This window comes from Brevundimonas sp. TWP2-3-4b2, from assembly GCF_049897345.1.
In the GTDB taxonomy this organism is placed as follows: Bacteria; Pseudomonadota; Alphaproteobacteria; order Caulobacterales; family Caulobacteraceae; genus Brevundimonas.
Genome location: NZ_JAFCWB010000014.1, coordinates 1 through 1,156, shown reverse-complemented (window position 1 = coordinate 1,156; position 1,156 = coordinate 1). Strand labels below are relative to the sequence as shown.

Here is a 1,156-nt window from a genome sequence, read left to right as displayed (position 1 = left end):
ACCCTGCAAAGCAAAACCGCCGGCCCCTATGGGGACCGGCGGTTCTGTTGTCTGGCCGATCGGCCTTCCGGGTTTAGCGGAAGTTGATGCCGATGGTGGCGCGACGGTTGAGGGGCTCGCGGACACCGTCGGCGGTGGCGCGGGCCAGGGCGGTTTCACCCTTGCCGTCGAGGGAGATCACGCCGCCATTGACGCCCTGGGCGACCAGCGCATCGGCAACGGTGCGCGAGCGGCGGTTGGACAGGCCGACGTTATAGGCGGCCGAACCCGAGGTGTCGGCGTGGCCGACGACCAGCACGCGGGTCGGACGGCCCGACTTGGCGTAGTTGGCGGCTTGCGTGACGACGGAGGCGGCTTCGGCCGTGAGGTCGGAACGATCCCAGTCGAAATAGACCACGAACTCACGCGCGGCCGGAACCTGAACCACCGGAGGCGGCGGCGGGGGCGGCGGCGGGGGAGGCGGCGGGGGCGGGGGCGGCGGGGGCGGCGCGATATAGGCCGGCTCGTCGGCACCGAACGCATAGCGCAGGCCCAGGGTCACGGTGTGGCTGTCGTCATAACGGCCCTGGTAGGGACCGATGGCCGCCGGGGCCGACGACACGAAGGTGTTGAACTCCATGTTCGACACCAGGTAGCGGTAGGTCAGGTCCAGGTGGGCGCGATCACCCAGCGCCAGCGCCAGGCCGGCGATGCCCTGGGCGGCCAGTTTGGTGGAGCTGTCGTCAGCGCCGACGCCGACGGTGCGGTTGCCGCCGAAGGTGCCGATGAAGGACGTGTCGACGCGGTTGACGCCGGCACCCAGGCCGATGAACGGACGCAGGGCGCTGTCGGCGCTGCCGAAGTCGAACAGCACGTTGACCATCAGGCTGGCAGCCTTCAGCGAGCCGTTCGGACCGACGCAGGCACCGGTGCTCGGGGTAATGTTGCACACACCGCTCGGAATGCCGGCGGTCGGGCGAACGATCGAGGAGAGGTCGTTCTGGCGATAGCCGCCCTCAAGCTCGACGCGCCAGTTCTGATCGAACCGGTAGCCCAGACGCGCAAACGCGGCCCAGTCGTCCTGGGTCTCGATGTTGAACTGCGGCCCCGTCGTCTGCGAGATCGTCTCTACTTCGCCCAACGTATGGTAACCGGCGTCAACCGCCCCGTACCAGCC

At 68.9% G+C, this 1,156-nt stretch carries 1 protein-coding gene; it reads right to left on the bottom strand.

Annotation, left to right across the window (positions count from 1 at the left end; translation table 11 throughout):
* Positions 1-73: 73 nt before the first annotated feature.
* Positions 74-1,156, bottom strand: a 1,083-nt coding sequence (locus tag ACP7AS_RS13085) for an OmpA family protein (RefSeq protein WP_426029297.1), incomplete at its 5' end; no start/stop codon positions are given.